The sequence below is a fragment of the Streptomyces aureocirculatus genome, from assembly GCF_000720475.1.
Classification (GTDB): domain Bacteria; phylum Actinomycetota; class Actinomycetes; order Streptomycetales; family Streptomycetaceae; genus Streptomyces; species Streptomyces aureocirculatus.
The window spans coordinates 74,430-97,766 of sequence record NZ_JOAP01000005.1 but is presented as its reverse complement, the minus strand read 5'-3'; the positions used below and the strand labels follow the sequence as shown (position 1 = coordinate 97,766).

The following is a 23,337-nucleotide window of genomic DNA, read 5'->3' as shown; positions in this document are numbered from 1 at the left end:
TGAGTTCTCGGCCGTGGGGCCCGCCGGGGGAAAAGGGCGAGTGGGTGGGAAGAAGGACGGCGGGGCGCCACAGCCCGGTGCGGACGGCGCCCACGCCAGAGAAGAGTGGGGAAGAGACGGCGGGACGCCACGGCCCGATGCCAGCGGCGCCCACGCCAGAAACTAGTGGTTGCCGAACAGCGAGCGCCGCAACCTGCGCAGCGGTGCGAACAGCGAGACCCTGCGTACCCGAGCACGCCTCCCGCCGCTGCGGTCGTGCGCGACGTCACGCGAGGTGAGCTCGCGCATCAGCAGCGTCGCCTCGGCCGCCTCGCGCTGCGGGACGGCGGGACCGCCCAGCACCGAGAGATGACGGTCGAGGCGCGAACTGCTCGCGCCGCTCCCACAAGTGATCGCAGGGACCCTCGCCCTGCTGCGCACTGTTATCTGTTCCATGTCACTCCCCACCCGTCGAGGGCACCCGGCCCAGGGCAGGTTAACCCTATCGCCCCACCGTGACACTCGTGTATCCCGGTCACAGGATTCACCTTCCCTGCAAGGAGGTTGACGATTACTCTCCGAATCCAACTGATTTCAGGGTGAGTTGGACAACCGGCGAAGACGTGGGCCGTGACGAGCCCCCGGCCGGTTCAACGGTCACAGCGAGTGACTCCGCGCTGGTACGGAGACCGTGCGCGACGACGGGCGTCTCGCCGTCGAGGAGGCCGAGCGAGCGGGGCGGCGCCCCGGCGCGGGTCACCCACAGTTGATGCGCCCGGCCTTCGGGCGGGCCGCCGAGACCGGCGGCGGTCACCACGGCCTGTCGTCGCTCCCGAGAGGCGACGACCCCGAGACCGCGCCCGCGCGCGTCCCGCGCCTGGGCCGCGCGGGCGTCGGGCGCGGCGAGGACGTGGGCGATCTCACGTGCGGCGGCCTTCTCCTCGTCGAGCCGCGCGTCGGCACGGACCAGGGCGAAAGCGAGCAGACCGGCAGCGACCAGGGCGAGCGCGGCGGCGGAAGCGGCGAGCGCGGCGAGAACGGGCGCACAGACACGCACCGGGGCGCTCCGGCCGCCCCGCACTCCCGGCACGGGCGCTGACTGCGGATCGGGCGGCGCATCCGACTGCGGCCGCGGATGCGGCGCTTCCTGTTCCATGGCGCGCACGGCGGCCAGGATCCGTTCCCGCAGATCCGGCGGCGCCGGTACGGCGGCGGCCCGCGCCAGGCGCACGGTGTCGGCGGCGAGCGCGCGCACCTCGTCGGTGCAGCGCGGGCACCGCTCCAGATGCGTCTCGAAGCGGCGCGTCTCCGGCGGGTCGAGGGCGTGGAGCGCGTACGGCACGGCGAGCGAGTGCGGGCTGCGGCCGACGCGCAGGCCGCCCGCGTGCTGCCGGATCCGGCCGAACAGGCCGGCGCCCGGTCTCATGCGGCGGCGCCCGGACAGTCGCGCAGCCGCAGCAGTCCGTCCCGCGGTTGCGTCTTGACGGTGCCGAGCGGGACGGAGAGGTGCCGGGCGCCGGGCAGGACCCGGTGGGCGAGCCCGTACACCGGTCCGGAGACCAGGCCGTACAGCTTCTCGAAGACCTTCTGGTCGCCCCGGGCCACCCGTGGCAGCAGACAGTCGGCGTCCACTGTGTCCCTGCCCTCCCCCCCCACCGGTCCCGCTCCCGGGCGCCAATTCTGGACGCGGCAGTGGAGCAGAGCGAGCCCCCGGAGGGGGATTGGTGTTCAAGGGGGCCGCAACCGCGCTCGGTTGAGCTACTTTTGTGGAGAATCGCACGGCTGCGAAGGGGGGCCTCGTGACCGACGGAGCACGAGTGATCGCGGGGCGCTACCGCCTCCTGGCCCCGCTCGGCGAGGGCGGCATGGGCACCGTGTGGCGCGCCAGAGACGACGTCCTCGGCCGCGAGGTCGCCGTCAAGGAGGTCCGCGCGCCCGTGGGTCTTCCGGCGAGCGAGGTCGAGCGGCTCTACACCCGCCTGGAGCGCGAGGCCTGGGCTGCCGCCCGTATCCCGCACCGCAATGTGGTGACGGTGTACGACGTCGCCATGGACGAGGACCGGCCGTGGATCGTGATGGAGCTGGTGCGCGGCCTGTCCCTTTCCGACGCCCTGGAGTCCGAGGGTCCGATGCCCCCGCGGCGGGCCGCGTACATCGGCGCGGAGGTCCTGGCGGCGCTGCGGGCTGCGCACGACGCGGGGGTGCTGCACCGGGACGTCAAGCCGGGCAACGTACTCCTGGCCAACGACGGCCGTGTGGTGCTCACGGACTTCGGGATCGCGATGGTGGAGGGCAGTTCGGCCCTCACCATGACGGGCGAGGTCGTCGGCTCGCCCGAGTTCCTCGCGCCGGAGCGTGCGCTGGGGCGCCGTCCAGGGCCTGAGTCCGACCTCTGGTCCCTCGGCGTGCTCCTGTACGCGGCCGTGGAGGGCGTGTCGCCGTTCCGGCAGAACACCCCGCTGAGCACGCTGCGCGCCGTCGTCGACGAGGAGTTGCCGCCGCCGCGGAGCGCGGGACCGCTGGCGCCCGTCATCGAGGGGCTGCTGCGCAAGGACCCGGCGGAGCGCTCGCTCGCGGCGGACACCGAGCGCGATCTGCGCCTGGTGGCCGAGGGGCACCCCCCGCGCGCGGAGTCCTCCTCGTCACCGTCCTACCAGCCGACCGTCACCGCCCACCGGCGGCCCGACGCCACTCCCCCGCTCCCGCCCGCAGGCCCGCGCTCCACCGCCCCGACCAGCACGACGCCCGCCCCCGGCACCACCACGACGTCAGGGCCCCGCGAGCGCCGCGCCCGCACGGCCCTGATCGCGGGCTGCACCGTCCTGGCCCTGGCCATCGGCGGCATCACGTACGCCCTGGTGAACGACGACTCGGGCGGCGAAGGCGGCAACGACACCAGCTACGACACCGGCGGCGGGAGCGACGGCGACGGCACCGGCGGGAACGGCACGGGCGGAAGCAGCGGGGGCGCAGACGGCGGCTCCGACGGCGGGTCCGGTGCCGACGGCGGCGGGAACGGCGACAGCGGCGGCACGGACGGCGGTTCGACGGGCGGCGGCTCCACCGGCGGCAAGAACGGCGGCGCAGGGAACGGCGGCGGGGGCGGTGGCGGTGGCGACAACACCCCCCAGTCCGTGCACGTCACCGTCACCGGTCACCGCACCTCGTACACCGGCCCGTGCCCGGCGCCGTCCGCGGCGGCGCCGTCGGTCACGGCCCGGTTCACCGTGGGGCGGACGCCCGTGACCGTGCGGTACCGCTGGGTCGCCGCCGCGGGCGAGTCGAGCGATCCGGGGTGGAAGTCCCTGTCCTTCCCCGCGGGGGGCGGCAGGATCAAGGAGGCGCGGCATGTCGAGGTGCCGTCCTGGACGGATGCGGGCACGCACCGGGGCGCCGCCCACGTCGAGGTCCGAAGCCCCGCGAACGTCACGTCGAACTCCGTCGGTTACGCCGTGACCTGCGAGGACGAGGAGGAGCCCACGACCGGCGGGGGCTCCTCATCGCCCTACGGCCAGTGATGCCCCCTCAGGAGGCGGCTCCACGGAAGACGGGGAGGTAGCCGCCGGACTGACCCGCGGCCGTCGGGTGGTACGACTCGCCGATGTTGCCCAGGTTGAGGCTGTGCAGCCACGCGTCGCCGGAGCAGATCTCGTGCCCGGAGAAGGTGGAGGTGACGTCGCCGAAGGTGAAGCCGTGGTCGGCGGCGCGCTTGGCGGTGGCGGTGTTGAGGTGGTCCGCGGCACCGTTTATGGCGCGCCGCTCCCCCTCGGTGAGACCGGCGAGGCAACTGCCTCCCAGCTTGTAGAAGCGCGGGTAGCCGAGCACCACCACGCGCGCGGACGGCGCCCTGCTCTCGATCGCCGAGTAGACCCGGTCGAGCTGGCCGGGCAGGGTCGAATCGACGTACGCCTTCGCCTGGTTGACGCGGTTGACGCAGGCGGACTCGGACTGGAGCACACAGGTCGTCATCACGTCGGCGAAGCCCGCGTCGTTGCCGCCGACACTGATGGACACCAGGCCGGTGCCGGAGTTCAGCGGGCCGAGCTGGCCCGAGAGGACATCGCCGGTGCGCGCGCCGGAACACGCGGTGAAGCTGAAGCTCGCGGGTCCGTTCTGGGCGGCCCACAGGGCCGGGTAGGCACGGGTGCTGCGTTTGCAGGAGCCGCTGCCGCTGTCGTAGCTGCCGGCGCCGACGCCGGAGGAGTAGGAGTCGCCGAGGGCCACATAGGCGGGTGCCGCGGCCTTCTTGTCGCCGGAATCCGCGTGCGCCGCGGCGACCCCGGTGAGGGTGCTCGCGGCGGCCAGGAGAAGCGAGGAAGCATAAGCCGTGAATCGGGACAATCTCATAGAACCTCCCTTAGCAGGATTTCTGCCTCGACAGTGGTAGCACGCACCCCGAATCGCGGGTAGTGTCCATGTCAATTAATTCTTCAGTAATTTCTTTGCCCACCAGAGGAGTTCATCGATCGGACGGCGGTCCGACAACGAACATCTGCACACACCCTCCGCATCTTGACGGGCCGCCGGAGACTGGGTCACATTGAAGCCCGGCATCCGGCGTTTTTGGGGGGCAAATTCGCCCATGCAGAGCATCAGAAGCACATACGCGCGATATGGGCAGGACGCCGACCACGTACCGCTCCTCGCGGGCGTGGGCGTGGCCGCCGGATGCGTGGGAGCGGCCTTCGCGCTGCTCGACCTCTCCTCGCCGCTGCGCGGCCCGTTCGTGCTCTTCTTCCTCCTCGGGGCGCCGGGCTTCGCCCTGTCGCCCTGGCTGCGCGGACTCGACATCCGGGGCCGCGCCGTGGCCTGTGCCTCCGGGGCGGTCGTGGTCAATCTGTTCGTCGCCCAGGCCATGCTGGCCCTTCATGTGTGGTCGGTCCGCGGCGGTGTCGTGGCGGTCGGCGGGGTCAGCGCACTCGTCTTCCTGTCGGCACTGGCGCGGCGACGGCGACGGCGCGCCCCGAGTGGACGGACCCCATGACGTGGACATCACCGTGTACCGTCCCGGTGAACTCAGCGCCGCCGACCGGGTGGCATGGACCGGCATGCAGTCCAAGGCCCATCTGAACGGCAGCCCCGGCCTCTCGAACCCGTTCCTGTCTCCGGAGTTCACGCTCGCCATGGGACGCGTCCGCAAGAACGTACGCGTCGCCGTCGTCACGGAGGACGGCGAGCCGGCCGCGTACCTCCCGTTCCAGAGGTCGAGAACCGGCGTGGGCCGGGCCGTCGGCCTGGGTGTGTCCGACTGCCAGGGCGTGCTGCACCGCCCCGGCTACACCTGGGACGCGCACCAACTCCTGCGGGGCTGCGGCCTCGTGCTGTGGGAGTTCGACCACCTCACGGCCGGCCAGACCGCCTTCGAGACCGGGGCGACCGGCTTCTTCCCTTCCCCCGTGATGGATCTCGACCAGGGGTACGAGGCCTACCTCGACCGGGTGCGCGCCCGCTCGCCGAAGTTCCTGCGCTCCACCCTCGCCAAGGGCCGCAGGCTCAGCCGCGACCACGGCGAGCTGCGCTATGTGCACGACGAGCGCGACCCCAGGATGCTGCGCACACTGCTCGGCTGGAAGTCCGCGCAGTACCGCAGGACGGGCCGCAGCGATCGCTTCGCGCACAACTGGATCACGAGCCTCGTGCACCAGTTGTTCCACACCCGCCGCGAGACCTTCGCCGGCACGCTGTCCATGCTCTACGCCGGGGACGTCCCGGTCGCCGGGCACTTCGGGCTGCGCAGCGAGCGGGTGCTCGTGAACTGGTTCCCCGCGTACGACCCGGACTTCGCCCGGCACTCGCCGGGTCTGCTGCTCCATCTGCGCATGGCCGAGGCGGCCGCCGCGGACGGCATCGCGCACCTCGATCTGGGCCGGGGCCGGAAACAGTACAAGGATTCGCTGAAGACACGTGAGCTCACCGTGTCCGAAGGGTGGGTGGCATCGCGCCACCCCATGGCTCTCGGCCATCGTGCGCGCCGCGCTCCGGCCCGCGCGCTGCGCAACACCGTCGTCGGGCGACCGGCGTTGTTCGGACCGGCAGACCACCTGCTCAAGAGCCTGGGAAAGATCCGTTCCTGGCAGCGGAAAGAGTAGGAATCGCACAGGAAGCGACAAGGAACGTCACCGAAAAATAGAGTTCCGGACATCTGTTCAGTGTCTGAAGAGACGGTCAAATATCCGAAACGTGAGACCCCGTTCCAGGTCTTGCTATACCGTCGCAAGCATCAATACCGTCGTACATCAACCCGCATCGGTTCATCGGCTGTCGGTCTAGGGGAGGGCTCAAGACCGCGATGGTTCCGGCGTGGGGCGCGGTAGGGGGGTGCCCGTGTCCGGTGATCGAATTTCTGCCGGAACACGTGCCGCGCAGTTATGCCAGCTCGCTCGGCATGCCTGGAGATCGATTCCGGCATGGCCGCAGTGAGAATCCCCCCTTTCGAACCGGATCGACAACCGGACCACCCGGGGGCGGGCGGTCCACCGGACGAGAGGGATCAGACTCATGAGTTCTGCTGTGTGCCCGGCCGGCCCGGGACAAGATCCTTTGATGGAGCCGACCGCTAACTCGGCGGCGGGCTCCGAAAAGGCCGTACTGCCCGAAGAACCGGTCATTGTGGGATTGCCCGCCATTCCCAGTCAGCACGAATACCGGCCGGTCTCCTCACACCTGGCCATTGCGCCACCGGTGAGTGTGGTCATTCCCGCCATGAACGAGGCGGAGAATCTTCCCTACGTGTTCAAGACCTTGCCCGCGTGGGTTCATGAAGTCGTCCTGGTGGACGGCAATTCCACCGACGACACGGTCGCCGTGGCCCGGGAGCTGTGGCCGGATGTGAAGGTGGTGCGCCAGCTCGGCAAGGGCAAGGGCGACGCGCTCATCACCGGCTTCGAGGCCTGCACCGGCGACATCATCGTGATGGTCGACGCGGACGGCTCGGCGGACGGCCACGAAATAGTCAGCTATGTCTCCGCGCTCGTCTCCGGCGCCGACTTCGCCAAGGGCTCCCGCTTCGCCAACGGCGGCGGCACCGACGACATGACCTTCATCCGCAAGCTCGGCAACCACGTCCTGTGCTCCGTGGTCAACGCCAAGTTCGGCGCCCGCTACACGGACCTGTGCTACGGCTACAACGCCTTCTGGCGGCACTGCCTCGACAAGATCGAACTCGACTGCACCGGCTTCGAGGTCGAGACGCTGATGAACATCCGCGTCGTCAAGGCCGGACTCAAGGTGCAGGAGATCCCGAGCCACGAGTACCTGCGCATCCACGGCGTGAGCAACCTCCGCGCCGTGCGCGACGGCCTGCGGGTCCTCAAGGTGATCCTCACCGAACGCTCCAACAGGCGTACGCAACGACAGGGCGCGCGCACCGCGGGCCGACCACACCGGGGAGAAACTTCTTGACCTCCATCTCGGTGGTCGTCTGCGTGTACACCGAGGACCGCTGGGAGGACATCCTCGCGGCGGTCTCCTCGGTTCGCGCGCAGTCCCACAAAGCCCACGAGACCCTGCTCGTGGTGGACCACAACACGCCACTGCACGACCGCCTCGCCAGGGAGTACAAGGAAACGGGAGAGGTGCGGGTGCTCGCCAACGCGGGCCCCCGCGGCCTGTCCGCGGGCCGCAACACCGGCATCGCGGAGTCCACCGGGGAGATCATCGCCTTCCTGGACGACGACGCCGTCGCCGAGCGGGACTGGCTGCTCCGCTTCGCCGAGGGGTACACCGACCCGAAGGTGTTCGCGGTCGGCGGGCGCACCCTGCCCGCCTGGGCCTCCGGGCGCAGGCCCCGCTGGTTCCCCGAGGAGTTCGACTGGGTCGTCGGATGCATGTACCGCGGCCATCCGACGGGCCGGGCACGGGTGCGCAACGTCCTCGGCGGCAACGCCTCCTTCCGGCGCACCGCCTTCGACATCGCGGGCGGCTTCGCGAACGGCATCGGCCGCGACGGCGACAAGCTGCCGCTCGGCTGCGAGGAGACGGAGCTGTGCATCCGGCTCACCCGCGCACGGCCCGACGCGGTGCTGCTCATCGACGACCGCGCCATCATCCACCACCGGGTGCCGCCCGCGAGGGAACGCTTCGCCTACTTCCGCACCCGCGCGTACGCCGAAGGCCTCTCCAAGGCCCTGGTGTCGCGCAGTGTGGGAGCGGACAAGGGACTCGAGTCGGAGCGGCGCTACACCACCCGGGTGCTGCCCGCCGGTGTCGGCCGCGGGCTGCGGGACGCGCTCCTGGCCCGTCCCGGCGGCGCCGGGCGCGCGGGCGCCATCGTGGCGGGCGTGGCCGCGGCCGCGGGCGGGTACGTCGTCGGGAGCGCCAGGGCGCGCCGGTCGGGCGCGACGTTCTCGGTCGTGGATATCGCCGGTGCGGCGTCCGGACCGGAGACGGCCGGGGGCCCGGCGGACCCGGCGGACCCGAGTGGCGCCAAGGGCTCGCAAGGCGCCGAGGGCACAGCGGACCGGGAGGGCTCGGAGAGCGCGAAGGGCTCGGCGGGCTCGGAAGGAGCCAAGGGCTCGGCGGGCTCGGAGGGCGCGGAGGGCTCGGAGGGCGCGGAGGGCTCGGAGGGCGCGGAGGGCTCGGAGGGTGCCAAGGGCTCGGGGGGCGGGGAGGCCGCCGCATGAGCTCGGGCATACCGATCCTGATGTACCACTCGGTCGCGCGTCGGCCGAACGAGGCCACGCACGACCTGTCCGTCGCGCCGGAGGCCTTCGCCGAGCAGATGGAGGTCGTCCGCGCGCTCGGCTGCACACCGCTCACCACCGCCCAACTGGCCTGGCACTGGCGCAACCCAGGAAGGCCGCTGCCCACCCGCCCGGTCCTGATCACCTTCGACGACGGTTACGAGGGCGTGCACCGGCACGCGCTCCCGGCCCTCGCCCGGCACGGCTACGCCTCGACGCTGTTCGTCGTCACGGCCTGGCTGCGCGGGACGTACGACAACAGGGGCGGCCTCGACACCATGCTCGACTGGGACCAGGTGCGCGATCTGGCCGCGGCGGGCACGGAGATCGGCGGGCACAGCCACACGCATCCCCAGCTCGACCAACTCGGTGACGACGCGCTCTGGTTCGAGCTGGTGCGCTGTCGTGAGATCCTCGCCGACGAGCTGGGCACGCCGCCCGTGTCGTTCGCCTACCCCTACGGCTACTCGTGCCGCCGGGTACGGGATGCGGTGCGGGGTGTCGGGTTCGGGCAGTCGCTCGCCGTGGGCAACGCTCTGGCCCGGCGCCGTCAAGGCCCGTACGCTCTGCGCCGGGTGACGGTGCGGCGCAGCACGGGTGTCGACGAGTTCGAGCGCCTGTTGCTCGGCCGTTCGATCACCCGGTGCTTCGCCAGGGACCGGGTGCTCAGCAAGGGATACGCCATCGTCCGCAGAGCCCGACAAGCCCGCCGGAAGGCAGCTCGCGCCCGTGTCTGACACGAAGACCACCGCAGCGGCAGAGGTCACAGGAACCGATGCGCGGGACGGCGGGGCGCGACGCCTGCGGCTGCCCGGAGCGCGGAGGGGCGGGGGCAGCACTCCGCTCTTCCGCAACGCCTACGCGCTCATGCTCAACACCGGCATCTCCGGCCTGCTCGGCCTCGGCTTCTGGCTGGCCGCCGCCCGGTACTACTCGGAGTCGGCGGTCGGCCAGGGGTCGGCGGCCATCGCGGCGATGAAGCTCCTCGCGGGCATCACCGCCGTCACCCTCATGGGCGCGCTCGCCCGTTTCATCCCGGTGGCGGGCCGTGCCACCGGGAAGCTCATCTTCCGTACCTACGCGGGAAGTTCCGTCGTCGTCGGCCTCGCGGCACTCGCCTTCCTGTTCACCCTGGACCTGTGGGGGTCGTCCTACCGTTTCCTGCACGGCCCGCTCGCCGGTGTCGGCTTCGTCGCCGCGGTGATCGCGTGGTCGCTCCTGACGCTCCAGGACGGCGTGCTCACCGGGCTGCGCAACGCGCTGTGGGTGCCGGCGGGCAACACGGTGTTCTCGGTCGTGAAGCTGGTGCTCCTGATCGTCGTCGCGGCGGCCATACCCACGGCCGGGGTCTTCGTGTCGTGGGTGGCCGCGATCGCCTTCTCGGTGATACCGCTCGGCTGGCTGGTGTTCCGGCGGCTCGTGCCACGCCATGTCGAGGCCACCGAGGGCCGCACACGGCCGCCCTCGATGCGCGAGATATGGCGCTTCCTCGCGGGCGACTACACCGGTTCGCTGTGCTCGCTGGCCGTGGTGTACCTCGTACCGGTGATCGTGGCCGCCCAGGTGAGCTCCGAGGACAACGCGTACTTCTACATCGCCACGACCATCGGCGGCACCACGAACCTGCTCGCCATCAACATGGGCGCGTCCCTGACCGTGGAGGGCGCCCACGACCCGGCCCGGCTCGCCGCCAACACCCGGGCCGCGCTGCGCCGGATGGCCCGGATCATGCTTCCGGTGTGCGCGATCCTCTTCGTCGGCGCGCCGTACATCCTGCACGTCTTCGGCTCCGGCTACTCGGAGGCGGCGACCGGGCTGCTGCGCTGGTTCGCGGTGGGCGCGGTGCTGCGGGTCGTCATGGAGACGTACTTCGCCGTCCTGCGCGCCCAGAGCCGCACCTCCGGACTCGCCTGGCTGCAGGGACTGCTGTGCGTCCTGGTGCTCGGTCTGACGCTGCTGCTCCTGCCGCGGATGGGGCTGGCGGGCGCGGGCGTCGCGGAGATCTCCAGCCTGGCGCTGATCGTGGCGATCGCGGCGCCCAAGCTGTACGCGATCACGCGGACGGCACCGGGAGAGCGCGCGGCACCGGACGGCGACCTGGCGGATCTGGGCGCCCCGGGCTCCCCCGCGCCGCGCACGGCGCCCGCCGAAGCCGGTCAGGAGCATCCGCAGCACCCGGACCGGCGGCGGCACGGGCCCGCGTGGGCGCTGCGCGAGTCCCTCGACTCCGACACACTGCAACTGGCGGTCCAGATCGACCTGGACCATCAGGAGCGGCGTCCGGACGTACGTCCGGGTCTGACGGCACGGGGGCCCGCGGGGGCGGGCGAGGGGGACAACTCGATGACAGGACACCGGCCGACGTGGGCGGTCAGGTCGGCGCTCACGACGCCCTCCTCGGACAAGGCGGCCGAGGTGGTCGAGGACAAGGCGGTCGAGGACGAAGCGGTCGAGGACGCGCCGCCCGCCGCCCGACCCGGCAAGCGCGGGGTGGTGCTCAGCAAGGCGGGGGCCGGGCCCGCCGAGGCCGACGTTCACGACGCGGCGGGCGAGACAGCCCGAGCGGCGGCAGACGCAGCAACAGAAAGAGAAGCAGAAACAGGAACAGGAACAGGAACAGGAACAGAAACCGAAGAAGGAGTGGTGGAAGGACCGAACACGCTGGACGCGCTGGACGGCCTGAGCGACGTGGACGGCCTCGGCGGTCTGGGCGGTCTGAACGGATCGGGCGCCGCGAAGCCACCGGCGAAGGAACCCTGGCCGACCGTGGTGAACCCGATGGCTCCGCCGGCCGCCGTGCCCCCGCAGGCACTCGGCACCCGCGGAGCCAAACCCACACCGGCGGCCCCCACCACTCCCCCTGCAGCACAGGGAACCCCCGCGGTCCGCGCGACCCCGGCCGCCGCGTCCCCGCCCCGGACGGGTGCCACGCCGCGTCCGGGAGCGGACCGGGCGGCACGGCGTCGCCCCCTCGTCCTCGGCGCACTCCTCGTCGCGGCCCTCGGCCTGTACTGGCTGCCGGTGTCCGGGCTCGGCGAGCGGGACCTCGACCGCATGGGCGGGCTCGGCCTCGTCTCCGTGCTGCCGCTGCCCACGCTCCTCGGGGCCGCGCTCCTCGTGGGCGTGTTCGCGACGCTGCTGTGGCAGGAGCGCCCGCACCGGCGGCTGCTCCTGCTGACCCTGGTCGCCACCGTCGTGTCTTTGCACGCGCTCCCGGCCGTCATCGAGACGGAGCCGCGGTTCGCGACGGCCTGGCAGCACCTGGGCTTCCTCGAGTACATCGACCGGACCGGCACGGCGGTGCCCGACCTGGACGCGCGCTGGAGCTGGCCCGGCTTCTTCGCCGCCGCCACATTCATCGCGAAGGCGTGCGGCGTCTCGGACATGACCGAGGTCATCCGCTGGTGGCCGACGGCGATCCAACTGCTCTACCTGGTACCGATGCTGCTGCTCACCCGCTCCCTGCGGGCGAGCTGGCGCGCCAAGTGGGCGGGCCTGTGGATCTTCGTCCTGAGCGGCTGGGTCGGCCAGGACTACTTCTCGCCGCAGGGCTTCACGTATCTCCTGTACATCGCCTTCGTGGCCGTCCTGCTCGTGTGGTTCCGCGCGCCGCGCGTGGTCTGGACGAAGTGGCGGCCCGGCGAGGCCGAGGTCGAGCCCACCGACCGCCGCCAGCAGGCGGTGCTCCTTCTCGTCCTGCTGGGCCTGTTCGCGGGCACGGTGCCCGCCCACCAGCTCACGCCGTTCGTGATGCTCGGCGTCCTCACGGTCCTGGTCCTGGTGCGCCGCTGCGAACTGCGCGGCATGCCGCTGCTGTGCGGTGTCCTGGTCGCCGTGTGGCTCGGCTTCTTCGCGGAGCCCTACTGGTCGGGGCACTTCAGCGAGCTGTTCGGCGGGGTCGGCGGGGTCGGCGGCAATGTGTCGTCGTCGGTGTCGGGGCGCATCGAGGGCGGCAGCGAGACGCACAAGCTGGTCCTGTACGTCCGGGTGGCGCTCGCGGGTTCGGTGATGGCGCTCGCCTGCTGGGGCTGGTGGCGCAGGCGCGGGTACAAGTACCGCGAGGTGTCGCTCCTCGTCCTCACCTTCGTGCCGTTCCTCGGCTTCGGCATGCAGAGCTACGGCGGCGAGATGGCGCTGCGCGTGTTCATGTTCGCGCTGCCGGGTGCCGCGCTGCTCGCCGGGCTCGCGCTGTTCCCGCGTACGGGTGTCACGGCCGGGGAGCGCGACCGCGACAGGGGGAGCCGCGCACCGCTGGCCGCGCTGCTCGCCGGACTCGTCCTCGTCGGCGGCTTCCTGGTGGCGCGCTGGGGCAACGAGCCCTTCGAGCGGGTCAGGACCGGCGAGGTCGCCGCCATGGAGTACGTGTACGCGCACGACGACCCGACGGTACGGCTGCTGTGGATGAGCAACGACACCGTCAACAACGTCACGCCCGCGATCCCCTGGGGCAAGCAGGACGCCGAGAAGGTCGAGTACGTACCCACCCTTGCGCCCGTGGACCCGGCCCTGGTGTCGAGCCTGGTGAAGGCGCTCAAGGACGCGGGCCCGAACTCGTACCTCATGATCAACCGCAGTCAGACCGTCTATCTCCAGATGGACACCGGCTATCCGGACAACTGGGACACCCGTCTCGCCCGCTCCCTCGACAAGCGCACGGAGCTGAAGAAGGTGTACGGCAACGCCGACTCGATGCTGTACGCGCTGCGCTCGCAGCCCGAGACCCCCGTCGCGAAGGCCGAACCGGGCGCGGTCGGGCCGAAGGTGACGTGGACCCCGTGGTCGGTGGTGGGCGGCCTCGCCGTGCTCGCGCTGATCGCGCTCCTCTCGGTGCGGGAGGTCGTACGGGTGGCGGCGGCGCCCAGCGTGGGGCAGCAGCGCTGGCTGCAGAGCAGCTTCTGGTTCTCGCTGCCGCTGCTCGCGGTGTTCCTCGCGTCGCTGATCCAGCGGTTCCTGACGATGGCGTAGCGGGCGGCTCAGCGGGTGAGCCACTTCACTTCGTACGCGGCCATGGCGAACCGTTCACCGTCGACCTCGGCGCTGATCTTCCGGTCCTGGGTGTTCACCACCAGGACCGTCTCGTCATCGGCGAGGACGCGGACGTTCGACGCGTCGCCCGCGACGGACACCTTCTCGTAGCGGGTGCCGGGCGGGAAGGCGTGGGAGAAGCGGGCGAGTGTGCGCAGCATGGGCAGTTCGCGGCCGCCGTCGGGGAGCTGGGTCGCGGTCCACAGGCAGCCCGCGCACTTCTCGCCCCGCTTCTGCGGGTTCCAGTAGAAGGCGCTGGTCGCGCCGCCGCGGGCCATCGCCATCAGGCCGGAGGCGTGTACGGCGACGCGGCGCGGCTCGCTCCAGTCGTCGCGGTTGTCCTCGCTGTCGCCCAGCTCCACGTAGTACTCGGCCCACCACAGCGGCAGCCCTCCGGTGCGCTCGCGCACCCAGCGGCCGACGGCGGTCAACTTGTCCGTGGCCCCGAACTCGTCGGGCAGCAGCTCGTCGTCGACGGTGTACGTGGCCCCGTCCACGACCACGAAGTCGGCGCCCGCCTTGTGCTTGTTCCAGTAGTCGAAGGCCTCGACGGACGGCTTGTTGAGGCGGCCCCAGGGCCCCTTGACGTCCGAGGCGTTCTCGGTCTGGCGCGGGTGGACGCTGTCCATCACGAGGTAGGGGCCGCCCACCATGATGTCCTTGTTGACCTTCTTCAGGGCCTTGTACACCAGGTTGTAGAACTTGGTGTAGCCCTCGTAGTCCCAGCGGTTCTCGGGGGTGTTCCAGAAGCCCTTGAACTCGTTCCAGACGAGGAAGTGCCGTACGTCGGGGTAGCGTTTCGCGACGGTCGCGGCCAGGGCGGCGAAGTCGTCGAAGTGCTCGGGCCGGGGCGCGGTCTCCAGGGACTCCTGGCTCCAGTCCGTGTTGTCGGAGCCCGGTTCGCCGCCCTTCATCCAGTCCGGGGCGCAGCACAGCGTCACGACCGGCGCGCCCTTGGTGGCCCGGATGAAGTCGATGCGCTGGTCCATCGCCTCGAAGTCGTAACGCCCCTTGACCGGCTCGGGGTTGCCCGCGCCCCAGCCCATGAGGTGCTGGATCTGCGGCAGCGGGCGCCGCTGGTCGGCGAGGAGGCGCTTGGCGCGGCCGACCGCCGCGTCCTCGCCGTCGTCGGCGCTGTACTGCGTGTGCGTGAAGCCCCAGCCGACCTCCGGGTCCGGGTCGCCGGGAGGCATGGCGGGGGTGCCGTACACCTTGTCGCCGTCCGGAGTGGTGCCGGCCGTGCTGCCCCGGTTCTGCTCGGGGACGTTGAGCACGGTCACGACCAGGGCCAGAGCGGCCAGACCAATACCGATGAGGGCGGCGAGACGCCACCGCCGCGCATCCGAACTCCACCCATGCCGTCGCATCAAGGGCCAGGGTAGCGGCGTGTCTTCGCGCTGGGGCCGGTTCCACTCGACACGCCCGGCATGGGTGAGGGCACGGGTTGCGGACATCCGCCCCCGTGCGGCGTGCACGCCGGTACGCGGCGGCGCACTGGGGAAACCGCGTGCACGAGGGCGCATGCGTGACGGATCATGGCGGCATGTCTGCGAACCCTCAGGACGCCTTGCCGATCCGGCTCAACGTCGACGACAGCGACTCTCCGGCGGACGTCGTGGACGCGCTGTTCCTCGGCCGCTTCGCGACGGGCGAGCAGCCGTACTCGCACAGCGCCAACATCGACCGCGTCAAACCGGGGTCCGCGCTGCTCCCGCCGGGCGCGACGGTGTTGCGGGCCGCCCGTGACGACGACCGCAGCGCCACGCTCGCCCAGGGTGACGGCTGGACGCTGCTGGTGTCCCGCTGGAACCGCGGCGCGGACGTCACGGTGACGGCCGCCACCGCCGAGCTGGCCGAGAAGATCCTCAAGGAGGCCACGGACGGCGCGCAGGACGAGCCCGAGCCGCAGCCGGAGAACGTGACCATGGGGTTCTGGTACGTATCGCCGCGGCGCGGTCCGCACCGCACGACGCGGCAGATCTCGGCGGGCACGTGGGCCGAGGTGCGGGAGAACTACACCGCGCCGGTGGCCGGGGCCATGGACAAGCTGATGAAGACCACGCCGGAGGACATCTCAGGACGGCTCCTTCTGCTCCACGGCCCGCCGGGCACCGGCAAGACGTCGGCGCTGCGCACGCTCGCCCGGTCCTGGCGCGACTGGTGCCAGGTGGACTGCGTCCTGGACCCCGAGCGCCTCTTCACCGACGTCGGCTATCTGATGGACATCGCCATCGGTGAGGACGACGGCACCGCGAAGGGCCGCTGGCGGCTGCTGCTCCTAGAGGACTGCGACGAGCTGATCCGCGGCGAGGCCAAGCACACGGCGGGGCAGGCGCTCTCCCGGCTGCTCAACCTCACGGACGGGCTGCTCGGGCAGGGCCGCAATGTCCTCGTCGGTGTCACCACCAACGAGGACCTGGAGCGGTTGCACCCGGCGGTCGTGCGTCCCGGACGGTGTCTCGCTCGTATCGAGGTGGGGCCGCTCACCCCCGCGGAGTCTGCCGACTGGCTCGGCACGACGGAGGGGCTCCCTCGTGAGGGCGCGACCCTGGCCGAGCTGTACGCCCTCCGGCGGGGGTCCTCCCCCACGTCCCTTCCCTCCGCCCGGGACGGGGCCGACGCGGGGCTGTACCTGTAGCTCCCGCTGCGGGATTCCAGCCCGTCCGGCGTTTGAGGACGAGGCGCCCCGTGAGTGTTGCCCGCGGGCCAGGAACCCCAGCCCGTCCGGCGTTTGAGGACGAGGCGCGGAGCGCCGATACGGGGGCCAGGGGCGGAGCCCCGTGAGTGTTGCCTGCGGGCCGGTGGGGGTTGCGCGCGCAGTTCCCCGCGCCCCTTACGGGGCGGATCCCCCGTACGCCGCGCGCAGGGCGTCCCGGGCCACGGCCAGAGCGTCCTGTTCGGAGAGTCCGAGGCGCCGGACCCGTTCGGCATAGCCCTGCGCTGCCCCGGCGGCGCCCCGCGCGGCGGCGTCCCCCGCCGCGGCCACGAACGTCCCGTTCCGCCCCCGCGTCTCGATGACCCCGTCCTCCTCGAGGGCCCGGTACGCCTTGGCGACGGTATTCGCGGCGAGCCCCAGCGTCTGGGCGAGCCCCCGCACCGTGGGCAACTTGTACCCCACGGGCAGACTCCCGCTCCGCGCCTGCGCGGCGATCTGCTCCCGCACCTGCTCGTAGGGCGCGGCCACGGCCCGCCCCTCCGCACCCTCGTCCAGCACGATCGTCAACGTCACGCAGCGATTGTCCCGTACCCCCCGGGAGAAAAAGGAGAGGCGCCCCCCGAGCGCTCCCGCGTACGGTCCAGGCCATGACAGAAGTACTGGTCCGCGCCCTGCGCCCCACCGGCCCGGCGGACGCCTCCGCGTTCGCGGCGATCCGCCGCGCCTGTGTGCCCGCCATGCTGGCGACCTCCGCCTCCGTGGCGTTCGACGCGGCGCACGCCCATCCGGACGCGCACTACCTCCAGTTGCTCGCGGAGTCCGGCGGCGAACCGGTCGGTACCGCGCAGGTCGGCATCGCGTACGACAGCCCCGAGCCGGGGCAGGGCTTCGCGAACGTCTATGTCCACCCCGAGCACCGCGGCCGCGGCGCGGGCTCGCTGCTCGTGCGCACGGCGGAGGAGCACCTGGCGGGCAAGGGTGCGACGGCACTGTACTCCTGGGTCCTGGACGCCCCGGAGAACCTGGCGTTCGCCGCCCGCCGCGGCTACCGCGCGAGCCGGTCCGCGCACTTCCTCAGGCTGGACCTGGCCGGCGGCGAACTGCCGCCCCGGCAGTTGGTCCCGGCCGGCGTGGAACTGCGAACGGGCGCCGACTTCGCGGCCGACCCGCGCCCGCTGTTCGAGCTGGACGCGGAGACCGTGGCGGACGAACCGAGCGATGTGGCGGCCGAGTTCACGGACTACGAACACTGGCTGGCCGAGACCTGGCAGCATCCCCTCGTCGACCGCGAGCTGACCACCGTCGTGCTGGTCGAAGGGCGCCCCGCGGCGTTCACCCTGGCCCGCACGGACGACGCGTTCCGCTACGCCAGCGGCATGACCGGCACGGCGCGCGCCCACCGCGGCCGCGGCCTCGCCAAGCTCGCCAAGAACGACTCGCTGCACCGGGCCCGGGCCGCGGGCTGCACGGCGGCGTTCACCGGCAACGACGCGGAGAACGGCCCGATGCTCGCGATCAACAAGTGGTTCGGCTACGAGATCTGTGACACGGAGGTACGTCATGTCCGTACCCTCGGCTGAGCCCGCCGAGGTGGAGGTCCACCTCCGCAAGGCGGGCCGCACGAAGATCCGCTACCCGGCCCAACTGCTCGCTGACGACGGCACCCGCGTCACCGTGCGGGCGCCTTGGGCGGGCGCGGGCGTGCGGGACTTCGGTTTCGTCCGGTTCGAGCCCGGCGATGTGTTCGTCGAGCACTTCTGGCGCGACCGCTGGTACGCGGTCAAGGAGGTCCACGCCGCCGACGGCACCCTCAAGGGCTGGTACTGCGACGTGACCCGGCCCGCCGTGCGCGCGGGCGCCGTGGTGACGGTGGAGGACCTGGACCTCGACCTGTGGTGTTCCGCGGACGGCTGCACGGTCCTGCGCCTGGACGAGGACGAGTTCGCGGCGAGCTCCCTGCCCACCACGGACCCGGCCGCCGCGCGGGCCGCCCGTGCGGCCCTGGACGCACTGGAGCGGCTCGCCCGGTCCGAGGGGCTGCGCGCGGGCCTCGGGCTCCGCTCGGGACAGGAGACGTGAGTTCTGACCGGCGGCGCGGGCCCTGATCGGAAGCCTGGGTTCCGATCGAGTCGTGCTGGAGCCGACCCGCCGGTTTGTGTCATCGGGCCGTTGTGTGGGTACGGCAGGACGAACAGGCAGGGAGGCCGTATGCGCCGAGTGACCGTGCACAAGACCGTCGCGAAGTCCGCCGTTCGCCGCGAGCGGGAGAGCCGGGAGGCCCGTGAGGGCACGGACCGGTCGTCCCGTGAGCGGCCCGAGGTCCGCAGAGACGTGCTGCGTGTGTGGTGGCCCACCGAGTAGCCCGCCCCGGGCTGCTCGCCGGTGGCCGTCAGGGCGTGAGGCGCTTGCGGTAGTGGAAGCGGTCGTAGACGCCCTCGACGCGGCGCTCCACGAACTCGTAGCCGAACCGGGGGTAGATCTTCTGGTTCTCCCACATCATCGCGTTGGTGTAGAGCCGGATCTCGGGCAGGCCGAGGGCGCGTGCGCGGTCCTCGACGAATTCGAGCAGGACGCGGCCGAGGCCCTGTCCCGCCGCGTCGGGGTGGACGGCGATGTTGTCCAGGTAGAGGTGGTCCTCGTGGGCGTAGAGGACCACCAGGCCGGTGACCGTGCCCGCCGCGGGTCCGGTGACGTACACCCGCCCCGCCGCCACGTTCTCGGCGTGGTCCGACTCCATGGGGGCGGGCACACGGCCGATGCGCTCGATGTAGTGGTGGTACGCCGCGTCGGTGACCGCCTGCACGGCGGGCACGTCGGCGGCTTCGGCGGGGCGGATCTCGTACGCCGTGCGGGGTTCGGGTGTCATTCCGTCACGTTACGACGGGACTTCAGCGGGCCGCGCGCCAGTTTCCGCAGCAGCGGCCAGAGCACGATCAGCGCGACGACGGCGTACACGGACACCGAGAACGGCGTGTCCACCAGGCCGCTGACGCTGCCGTCGCTGATCTGCAGGGCGCGGCGCAACTGCTGTTCGGCGTTGGGGCCGAGGATGACGCCGATGACGGCGGGCAGGACGGGCAGCCCGTAGCGCCGCATGCCGAATCCGATCAGGCCGATGATCAGCAGGATCACCAGGTCGATCGCCTCGCCGCCGACCGCGTACGCGCCGACCGCCGCGAAGAACAGGATGCCCGCGTAGAGATAGGGGCGCGGGATGCGAAGGAGCTTCGCCCAGAGCGGGGCGAGGGGCAGGTTGAGGGCGAGCAGCAGCACCATGCCGACGAACAGGGACGCGATCAGGCCCCACACCAGCTCCGACTCCCGCTCGAAGAGCAGCGGGCCCGGCTGGATGCCGTACTGCTGGAAGGCGGCAAGCATCACGGCGGCCACCGCGGTCGTGGGCAGTCCGAGCGTCAGCATCGACACGAGGGTGCCCGCGGCCGACGCGGAGGACGCGGACTCCGGGCCCGCCACGCCCTCGATGGCGCCCTTGCCCCACTCGTCCTTGTGCTGGGAGAGGCGCTTCTCCGTGACGTAGGAGAGGAAGGTGGGGATCTCGGCGCCGCCCGCCGGGATCGCGCCGAAGGGGAAGCCGATGAGGGGGCCGCGCAGCCAGGACTTCCAGGTGCGCCGGACGTCCTGCCTGCCGAGCCAGGGGCGGCCCACGGGGATGGCCTGTCCGCTGGTGCGGCGAAGGTGCGCGGCCACCCACAGCGCCTCACCGATCGCGAACAGGCCGACGGCCACGATCACCACGTCGATGCCGTCGGCGAGTTGGAGCGAGCCGAAGGTCAGGCGCTGCTGTCCGGTCATCTGGTCCAGGCCGACCAGGCCGAGGGTGAGGCCGATGAGGAGGGAGGCGAGGCCGCGGATGCGGGAGGAGCCGAGGACGGACGTCACGGCGATGAACGCGAGCACCATGATGGCGAAGTAGTCGGGCGCGCCGATGTCGACGGCCAGGTCGGCGACCTTGGGGGCGAGCGCGACGAGCAGGACCGTGCCGATCATGCCGCCCGCGAAGTGACCGATGGCGGCGGCCGCGAGGGCCTGGGCGCCGCGCCCCGACTTGGCCATCGGGTTGCCTTCGATGGCGGCGACGACGGCGGCGCTCTCGCCGGGCGTGTTCAGCAGGATGGAGGTGGTGGAACCGCCGAACATCGCGCCGTAGTAGATGCCCGCGAACATGATGAAGGCGCCGGTGGGTTCGAGCCCGTACGTCACCGGGAGCAGCAGCGCCACCGCCATCGCGGGGCCGATGCCGGGCAGGACGCCGATGGCCGTGCCGAGGAGTACGCCGACGGCGGCCCACAGGAGGTTGATGGGGGTCAGGGCGGTGCCGAAGCCGTCCATCAGGGAGCTGAAGGCGTTCATGTCACAGCACTCCCATCAGGGGGCCGCCGGGCAGCGGCACTCCGAGCAGGTTGTTGAAGACGACGTAGGTGGCCAGGGACAGGCCCGCCGCGATCAGCGGGTCGCGGTGGAAGGACCGGCTGCCGAGGGCGTAGGCGGCGCCCCAGAACAGCAGCGCACCGGCGACGGGGAAGCCCACCGGCTCGATGAGGACGGCGGTGGCGAGGAAGACCCCGGCGAGCAGCAGCACGGTGCGCCAGTCGGCGGGTTCGGACAGGTCGACATCCTCGCCGCCCTCGGCCTTTCCGCGGCCACCGCGCAGTACGTCGACGGCGAGCAGGACGGAGACGGCGAGCAGCCCTATGCCGACGGCGACGGGCACGGTCTTCGGGCCGACGGGGCCGCGCTGGGTGATCTCGACGTCCATGGTGAGGGCGTCGGTGAGGACGACGGCACCGAGGGCGAGCAGCATGACGCAGACGCCGAGTTCGGAGTGCTCGCGCAGCCAGGTGCGGCGGTCCCGCCGCTCCGGGGGGACATCGGTGGTGGTCACAGGCCCAGCTCCGTCAGTACCGAGACGACGCGTCGGTCCTGGGCGGCGAGGAAGTCACCGAACTTGTCGCCGGGGAGGAAGGCGTCGTCCCAGCCGTTCTTCTTCAGGGACTCGCGCCACTCGGGCGAGCCGTGGAGCTCGCGGACGAGGCCGGTGAGTTTGTCGCGTTCGGCGTCGGAGAGTCCGGGCGGTGCGACGATGCCGCGCCAGTTGGTGAAGTCCACGTCGTAGCCGGACTCCTTGAGGGTGGGCCCGTCGAGTCCCTCGACCCGCTTCGGTCCGGTGACGGCGAGCAGCCGCAGTTCGCCGGACTTGATCTGGTCCAGGTACTCGCCGACCCCGGAGACGCCGAAGGCGACCTTGCTGCCGAGGATCGAGGCGAGGAGTTCGCCGCCGCCGTCGAACGGGACGTAGTTGACGTCCTTGGGCGCGATGCCCGCGGCGCGGGCCATGAGCATGGGGGCGATGTGGTCGGGCCCGCCGGGCGAGGACCCGCCGCCGACGGGCATCTTGCCCGGCTTGGCCTTCCAGGCGTCGACGAGCTGCCCGATGGTCCTGTACGGGGAGTCCTTGGCGACCACGACGACGTCCTGCTCCTCGGTGAGGCGGGCGATCGGGGTGGTGTCGGCGAGGGTCTTGGGCGCGTGGTTGGAGTGGACGGCGCCCACGACGCCGAGGCCCATGGACATCGCGAGCTTGCCGTTGCCGTGTTCGCCCACCAGGCGGCTGAGGCCGACGGTGCCGCCGGCGCCGGGCAGGTTGAACACCTCGATGTTGTGGGTGAGCCCGGCGTCCTCGGCGTTCTTGGCGGCGGTGCGGGCGGTGATGTCGTAGCCGCCGCCGGGGGTGTTGGGGACCATGAGGCGCAGTCCGGGGATCTTGGTGCCGGTGTCGTCGCCGCTGCCCGTGGTGAGCAGCGGCGGCCCCACAAGCACGAGCAGCGCGGCCCCGCACAGGGCCAGGGGGGTGCGTAGTCGCCGGGGGGTGCGTAGTCGCACGGGTGCCTCCGCCTGTCCGGCCGGATACGGGTGTGAAGTGGCCCACATGTTGCCCGGGTGTGCGGAACCTGTCTCTCTTCCGCAATCAACGGACGTTGTGGTCCTTGTGGTCACGCTCGTAACCTGCGGCGACGACGAGGGGGCGAGGGAGCGTGCCGATGACGAGGGTGCTGGTCGTCGACGACGACTTCATGGTCGCCAAGCTGCACAGCCGGTATGTCGCCACGGTGGACGGCTTCACGGTGGCGGGCGTGGCGCACAGCGGGGCGCAGGCGCTGCGCGCGGCGGAGCGGCTGCGGCCCGATCTGGTCCTGCTCGATGTGTATCTGCCGGACCTGGACGGCATCGCGGTGCTGCGGGAGCTGCGGGCGGCGGAGGAGCGGGATCCCGGCAGGGCGCCGGTGGACGTCCTGTTCATCACGGCCGCGCGGGACGCGGAGGTGGTCCGTGCCGCGCTGCGCGCCGGGGCCCTGCACTATCTGATCAAGCCCTTCAACCGGGCGGCCCTGGCAGAGCAGTTGCGGCATGTCGCGGCCCTGCGGGCCCGGCTCGACGGTCTCGCCGAGGCCCGCCAGGAGGATGTCGACCAGATCTTCGGCCCGCGCCCGCCGGGCTCCCGCGAACTCCCCAAGGGCCTCGCGCCGCACACCGCGGACCTGGTGGAGCACACCTTGCGCGGCCACCCCGCGGGCCTGTCCGCATCCGAGTGCGCCGAGGCGGGCTCCCTCTCCCGCGTCAGCGCCCGCCGCTACCTGGAGTACTTCGTGGTCACGGGCCGGGCGGAGGTGACCTTGAGGTACGGCGGTGCGGGACGGCCGCAGCGCAGGTACCGGTGGGTGACCTGAGGGGAGGCTGAGGGGGTCCTTAACGGGAGCATAAGGATCGCCTCCGCGGCGGGTGTGGCGCCGCTCGCCCTGACCGTGTTCACCGCCGCGCCCGCCGTCGCGCACGGTTCGATGACGGACCCGGTGAGCCGGGTGTCCGCCTGTTGAGCACACCCGGTCCGACTCCCCCGAGGCGTTCTACACCTGCTCGGACGTCGTCTTCGGCGGAGGCGGCCGCACCGCCACGAACCGCCAGGGGCCACGAACCGCC

At 71.8% G+C, this 23,337-nt stretch carries 21 protein-coding genes and 2 pseudogenes; 13 read left to right on the top strand and 10 right to left on the bottom strand.

Annotated features, from left to right (window positions below):
• Positions 1-162 precede the first annotated feature (162 nt).
• The 3 genes and pseudogenes from IG78_RS0105695 to IG78_RS52590 all read right to left on the bottom strand — a co-directional run.
• Positions 163-435 (bottom strand): hypothetical protein, encoded by a 273-nt coding sequence (locus IG78_RS0105695; RefSeq protein WP_030560169.1) that lies wholly within the window; start codon positions 433-435, stop codon positions 163-165.
• Positions 436-550: 115 nt separating this feature from the next.
• The gene (locus IG78_RS0105690) at positions 551-1,405 is read right to left on the bottom strand and encodes an anti-sigma factor (RefSeq protein WP_078964772.1); all 855 of its coding nucleotides are present in this window, start codon (positions 1,403-1,405) and stop codon (positions 551-553) included.
• Positions 1,406-1,500: 95 nt separating this feature from the next.
• Positions 1,501-1,611 (bottom strand): annotated as a pseudogene (locus IG78_RS52590) (RNA polymerase subunit sigma); the annotation flags it as partial.
• Positions 1,612-1,844: 233 nt separating this feature from the next.
• On the opposite strand from IG78_RS52590, the gene IG78_RS0105680 reads away from it, so the two are divergent.
• A complete protein-coding gene (locus IG78_RS0105680; RefSeq protein WP_249926086.1) occupies positions 1,845-3,497 on the top strand; it encodes a serine/threonine-protein kinase in 1,653 nt (550 codons plus the stop codon).
• Between the two features lie 7 nt (positions 3,498-3,504).
• Here the strand turns inward: IG78_RS0105680 and IG78_RS0105675 are convergent, their stop codons facing one another.
• Complete coding sequence (locus tag IG78_RS0105675) at positions 3,505-4,326, bottom strand: SGNH/GDSL hydrolase family protein (RefSeq protein ID WP_030560163.1); 822 nt, start codon at positions 4,324-4,326, stop codon at positions 3,505-3,507.
• 235 nt (positions 4,327-4,561) lie between these two features.
• Between IG78_RS0105675 and IG78_RS0105670 the strand changes: the two genes are divergently transcribed.
• The 6 genes from IG78_RS0105670 (at position 4,562) to IG78_RS0105645 (ending at position 13,625) form a co-directional block, all read left to right on the top strand.
• On the top strand, positions 4,562-4,963 hold the full coding sequence (locus tag IG78_RS0105670) for a hypothetical protein (RefSeq protein WP_030560162.1): 402 nt from the start codon (positions 4,562-4,564) through the stop codon (positions 4,961-4,963).
• Position 4,964: 1 nt separating this feature from the next.
• Positions 4,965-6,068: a GNAT family N-acetyltransferase gene (locus IG78_RS0105665; RefSeq protein ID WP_030560160.1), complete on the top strand. Its 1,104-nt coding sequence runs from the start codon at positions 4,965-4,967 to the stop codon at positions 6,066-6,068.
• A gap of 409 nt (positions 6,069-6,477) precedes the next feature.
• The gene (locus IG78_RS0105660; protein ID WP_225881951.1) at positions 6,478-7,380 is read left to right on the top strand and encodes a glycosyltransferase family 2 protein; all 903 of its coding nucleotides are present in this window, start codon (positions 6,478-6,480) and stop codon (positions 7,378-7,380) included.
• Positions 7,377-8,600: a glycosyltransferase gene (locus IG78_RS0105655; RefSeq protein ID WP_404827655.1), complete on the top strand. Its 1,224-nt coding sequence runs from the start codon at positions 7,377-7,379 to the stop codon at positions 8,598-8,600. Before IG78_RS0105660 ends, IG78_RS0105655 begins: the two co-directional genes overlap by 4 nt.
• Positions 8,597-9,397 carry a polysaccharide deacetylase family protein gene (locus IG78_RS0105650; protein ID WP_030560156.1) on the top strand — a complete coding sequence of 267 codons (801 nt, stop codon included), beginning with the start codon at positions 8,597-8,599 and terminating at the stop codon, positions 9,395-9,397. The genes IG78_RS0105655 and IG78_RS0105650 overlap by 4 nt, the downstream gene beginning before the upstream one ends.
• Complete coding sequence (locus IG78_RS0105645; RefSeq protein ID WP_037684971.1) at positions 9,390-13,625, top strand: lipopolysaccharide biosynthesis protein; 4,236 nt, start codon at positions 9,390-9,392, stop codon at positions 13,623-13,625. Before IG78_RS0105650 ends, IG78_RS0105645 begins: the two co-directional genes overlap by 8 nt.
• Positions 13,626-13,633: 8 nt before the next feature.
• Here IG78_RS0105645 and IG78_RS0105640 read toward each other — a convergent pair whose 3' ends face one another.
• Positions 13,634-15,052 (bottom strand): GH39 family glycosyl hydrolase, encoded by a 1,419-nt coding sequence (locus tag IG78_RS0105640; protein ID WP_030560153.1) that lies wholly within the window; start codon positions 15,050-15,052, stop codon positions 13,634-13,636.
• Positions 15,053-15,228: 176 nt separating this feature from the next.
• Between IG78_RS0105640 and IG78_RS0105635 the strand changes: the two genes are divergently transcribed.
• Positions 15,229-16,323 carry a DUF5925 domain-containing protein gene (locus tag IG78_RS0105635; protein ID WP_030560152.1) on the top strand — a complete coding sequence of 365 codons (1,095 nt, stop codon included), beginning with the start codon at positions 15,229-15,231 and terminating at the stop codon, positions 16,321-16,323.
• Positions 16,324-16,518: 195 nt separating this feature from the next.
• On the opposite strand, the gene IG78_RS0105630 is transcribed toward IG78_RS0105635, so the two are convergent.
• Positions 16,519-16,914: a GntR family transcriptional regulator gene (locus IG78_RS0105630; RefSeq protein WP_030560151.1), complete on the bottom strand. Its 396-nt coding sequence runs from the start codon at positions 16,912-16,914 to the stop codon at positions 16,519-16,521.
• 74 nt (positions 16,915-16,988) lie between these two features.
• Here IG78_RS0105630 and IG78_RS0105625 point away from each other — a divergent pair, with 74 nt between their 5' ends.
• From IG78_RS0105625 to IG78_RS50045, 3 genes are all read left to right on the top strand, one after another.
• Positions 16,989-17,921 carry a GNAT family N-acetyltransferase gene (locus tag IG78_RS0105625; protein WP_030560149.1) on the top strand — a complete coding sequence of 311 codons (933 nt, stop codon included), beginning with the start codon at positions 16,989-16,991 and terminating at the stop codon, positions 17,919-17,921.
• Entirely contained in the window at positions 17,902-18,420 is a 519-nt protein-coding gene (locus IG78_RS0105620) for a ribonuclease FAU-1 family protein (protein WP_030560148.1), read from the top strand. Before IG78_RS0105625 ends, IG78_RS0105620 begins: the two co-directional genes overlap by 20 nt.
• Positions 18,421-18,549: 129 nt before the next feature.
• Positions 18,550-18,702, top strand: coding sequence for a hypothetical protein (locus IG78_RS50045; RefSeq protein ID WP_169749676.1), 153 nt, complete (start codon positions 18,550-18,552; stop codon positions 18,700-18,702).
• 28 nt (positions 18,703-18,730) lie between these two features.
• Here the strand turns inward: IG78_RS50045 and IG78_RS0105610 are convergent, their stop codons facing one another.
• The 4 genes from IG78_RS0105610 to IG78_RS0105595 are packed head-to-tail and all read right to left on the bottom strand — an operon-like array spanning position 18,731 to position 22,206.
• Complete coding sequence (locus IG78_RS0105610; protein WP_030560147.1) at positions 18,731-19,207, bottom strand: GNAT family N-acetyltransferase; 477 nt, start codon at positions 19,205-19,207, stop codon at positions 18,731-18,733.
• Positions 19,204-20,712 carry a tripartite tricarboxylate transporter permease gene (locus tag IG78_RS0105605; protein WP_030560146.1) on the bottom strand — a complete coding sequence of 503 codons (1,509 nt, stop codon included), beginning with the start codon at positions 20,710-20,712 and terminating at the stop codon, positions 19,204-19,206. Before IG78_RS0105605 ends, IG78_RS0105610 begins: the two co-directional genes overlap by 4 nt.
• 1 nt (position 20,713) lies before the next feature.
• The gene (locus IG78_RS0105600; protein ID WP_030560145.1) at positions 20,714-21,244 is read right to left on the bottom strand and encodes a tripartite tricarboxylate transporter TctB family protein; all 531 of its coding nucleotides are present in this window, start codon (positions 21,242-21,244) and stop codon (positions 20,714-20,716) included.
• Positions 21,241-22,206 carry a Bug family tripartite tricarboxylate transporter substrate binding protein gene (locus IG78_RS0105595; RefSeq protein ID WP_030560144.1) on the bottom strand — a complete coding sequence of 322 codons (966 nt, stop codon included), beginning with the start codon at positions 22,204-22,206 and terminating at the stop codon, positions 21,241-21,243. Before IG78_RS0105595 ends, IG78_RS0105600 begins: the two co-directional genes overlap by 4 nt.
• A 194-nt stretch (positions 22,207-22,400) precedes the next feature.
• Between IG78_RS0105595 and IG78_RS0105590 the strand changes: the two genes are divergently transcribed.
• Positions 22,401-23,087 (top strand): response regulator, encoded by a 687-nt coding sequence (locus tag IG78_RS0105590; protein ID WP_030560143.1) that lies wholly within the window; start codon positions 22,401-22,403, stop codon positions 23,085-23,087.
• 30 nt (positions 23,088-23,117) lie between these two features.
• Positions 23,118-23,231, top strand: a pseudogene (locus tag IG78_RS47685) (chitin-binding protein); the annotation flags it as partial.
• Between the last annotated feature and the right edge of the window lie 106 nt (positions 23,232-23,337).